The organism is Acidovorax delafieldii 2AN, from assembly GCF_000175235.1.
GTDB lineage: Bacteria > Pseudomonadota > Gammaproteobacteria > Burkholderiales > Burkholderiaceae_C > Acidovorax > Acidovorax delafieldii_B.
In genome coordinates, this window is the sequence record NZ_ACQT01000363.1 from 1 (window position 1) to 2,832 (window position 2,832).

The window sequence follows — 2,832 nt, forward strand, 5'->3', positions numbered from 1 at the left end:
GTGCAGCACATGCTGCTGGTGGACGTGGAGGGCGCGGGCGCGCTGGAACGGTGGCTGGACTCACACCCCACGCTGGCCGAGCGCATTCAGCGCATCTATGGCCGTAGCATGCAGCCCCTGCCGCTCACGCCCGTTCACGAGGCGCCCGAGGCGCCCGAGGCGGCCACCGCGCGGCCACCGCTGTGCCGGGTGCGGTGACGCTGGCGTCGCTGGTCGATCCGTTTGCCCGTCTCTGACGGCGCTGTGGGCCGCTGCGCGATGGAGGGGCGCCGTGAAGGGGCGCCTTTGGGTGGCGCACTCCATGCCCTGTGGCGACGCTGGAATGGCGGGCGCGTATTTCTGAACCGGCCGGGGCGGGCGTGCTTGCCTCGGTGCTCGGCAATGGCGGGCGCGGTGGTCGGAGCGGAGTGGGCGTTCCCTGGGGGCTCCATTTCCCCTCTCCGATTCCCGAGCAAGTGCTGCTGCGGTCAATAATCAACGGAAATAATGCCTGCTGCGCGCGCCGGGTAATCGCTTTAAGCTATCGAAAGAGAAGCAAAAAGCCAGCGACAAACCGACGACGAACGACGAACGACGAGCGAGAAGCGAGAAGCGAGAAGCGAGAAGCGAGAAGCGGCGCGAGCCCCTGAGCGCCGCCGCACTGGCAGCGCGGGGCAGATCGGTGGGAAGGGACGAGAAAAAGGGCGATGCGCTGCTCCGTGCGCACGCCCATGTGCGAGCGCCGCATCCCGCGGCGATGGGGCGTACGCCGGCCTGTAGCCGGGCACGCCGCCCGAGCGTCAGCGGCTGGTTGAAGTGTCCATGTGCTCGGTCTTCACGTCCAGCAGCACCTCGGGCTCCTGGGCATCCTGCCAGCCGGGGTGGTTGAGGTGCTTGTCGAGCTGCGCGGTATCGAGTTCGTCCGTCCACTTGGCCACCACCAGCGTGGCCACGCCGTTGCCGATCAGGTTGGTGAGCGCACGCGCCTCGGACATGAAACGGTCAATGCCCAGGATGAGCGCCAGGCCCGCCACCGGCACCGTGCCCACCGCCGACAACGTGGCTGCCAGCACGATGAAACCGCTGCCGGTAATGCCGGCGGCTCCCTTGGACGTGAGCAGCAGCACAGCCAACAGCGTGACCTCCTGCATGAGCGTCATGGGGGTGTTGGTGGCCTGTGCAATGAAGACGGCGGCCATGGTGAGGTAGATCGAGGTGCCGTCGAGGTTGAACGAATAGCCCGTGGGAATCACCAGGCCCACGGTGGATTTCTTGGCGCCCAGCAGTTCCATCTTTTCCATCATGCGCGGCAGCACCGACTCGCTGGACGAGGTGCCCAGCACGATGAGCAGCTCTTCCTTGATGTACTTGATGAACTTCCAGATCGAGAATCCGTGGAATCTGGCAATGGTGCCCAGCACCACGAAGATGAACAGCAGGCAGGTCAGGTAGAACACGCCCATCAGCTTGCCCAGCGACAGCAGGGTGCCCACACCGTATTTACCGATGGTGAACGACATGGCGCCAAATGCCCCGATGGGTGCCACCTTCATGATGTAGCCCACGATAGTGAACAGCACGTGCGAGGTCTTCTCGATCACGTCGAACACTAGCGTGCCGCGCCCGCCGAAACGGTGCAGCGCAAAGCCGAACATCACGGCCACCAACAGCACCTGCAGGATCTCACCCTTGGCAAAAGCATCGATCACCGTGGTGGGGATGATGTTCATCAGGAATTCGGTGGTGCTGGCCATCTTGCCCGGCCCCGTGTAGGCGTTCAGGGCCTTGGTGTCGAGCGTGGAGGCGTCCACGTTCATGCCCGCGCCCGGCTGCAGCACATTCACGCAGAGGAGGCCGATGACCAGCGCCACCGTGCTCACCACCTCGAAGTACAGCAGGGCCAGCCCGCCGGTCTTGCCGACCTTCTTCATGTCTTCCATGCCGGCGATGCCCACCACCACGGTGCAGAAGATGATGGGCGCGATGATCATCTTGATGAGCTTGATGAAGCCGTCGCCCAGCGGTTTCATCTGCTCGCCCAGGGCCGGGTAGAAGTGGCCCAGAAGCACGCCCGCCACCACGGCGGTCAGCACCTGGACGTACAGGGAGCGGTAGAGGGGCAGCTTTTTGGGTGCGGAGGGGCTGGGTTGCATGGGGTGCCTCTTGGGACGACAAATCACGGGGTGCGTGACTGTAAGTCGCGGATCGGAAGGTGCCATTGTGGGAATCCACAATTTTGACGCAGTCGAATAAGTTTCATTTTTGTGTAAATGGGTGATTACCCTGATGGCAAAAGTGTTTCTCGAGGCCCCCGCGCCGTTCCTGCGGATGCCAACGGTGTGGCGGGTTTTCCGGCGAAAAAGCGGCGGTTTCGCTGGTGGACGCGGCATGGCCGCCCCCTTCGGCCCCCCTCGGCCCTTTACGGCATGAGGCCGCACCGTGTTGTGTTGTGTCGCGCTGGACCGGCCTGCTGGCCAATGGGCAGGTGGGCGGTGGATTGATGAGGCTGTCCGTCTTGATTGCTATGAGTTCAGTAGCTAATTGCGCCCGCCCATCAAGCACCAGAGGCTGAAATCGCTCAAAAGAACCAAACATCCCAAGAATCTGCCGACACATCGCGCAAGGGCTGGCCGGTGGCTGCCGGGAGCGGCCGTGTGAAGACGCCAGCGCGCGGTCGGGCCGCGACATGCCGGCGGGTGAAGGACGACGAGAAACGAAACGGCGTGCCCGCCGCTGCGTCGGCCGGACTTGTCCTGCCCCCGCTCGGCTTTGGGCCACCGCGCGGTCCGCTGCGTCAGCGCGCCGTGGCCTTCAGTCGAGGGGCAACCGCTCAGGTGCGCAGCGTGTCCAGCA

1 protein-coding gene and 1 pseudogene are annotated in these 2,832 nt (G+C 64.4%); one reads left to right on the forward strand and one right to left on the reverse strand.

Going from position 1 to position 2,832, the window contains the following annotated elements:
- Nucleotides 1–198, forward strand: a pseudogene (locus tag ACDELDRAFT_RS25460) (hypothetical protein); the annotation flags it as partial.
- A 581-nt stretch (nucleotides 199–779) separates the two neighbouring features.
- Here the strand turns inward: ACDELDRAFT_RS25460 and ACDELDRAFT_RS21020 are convergent.
- Nucleotides 780–2,132 carry a dicarboxylate/amino acid:cation symporter gene (locus ACDELDRAFT_RS21020; protein WP_005800165.1) on the reverse strand — a complete coding sequence of 451 codons (1,353 nt, stop codon included), beginning with the start codon at nucleotides 2,130–2,132 and terminating at the stop codon, nucleotides 780–782.
- Between the last annotated feature and the right edge of the window lie 700 nt (nucleotides 2,133–2,832).

Bases quoted from the DNA above. Each gene is read 5' to 3' on its own strand.
- ACDELDRAFT_RS21020 (WP_005800165.1), bottom strand. From the start codon at position 2,132: ATGCAACCCAGCCCCTCCGCACCCAAAAAGCTGCCCCTCTACCGCTCC.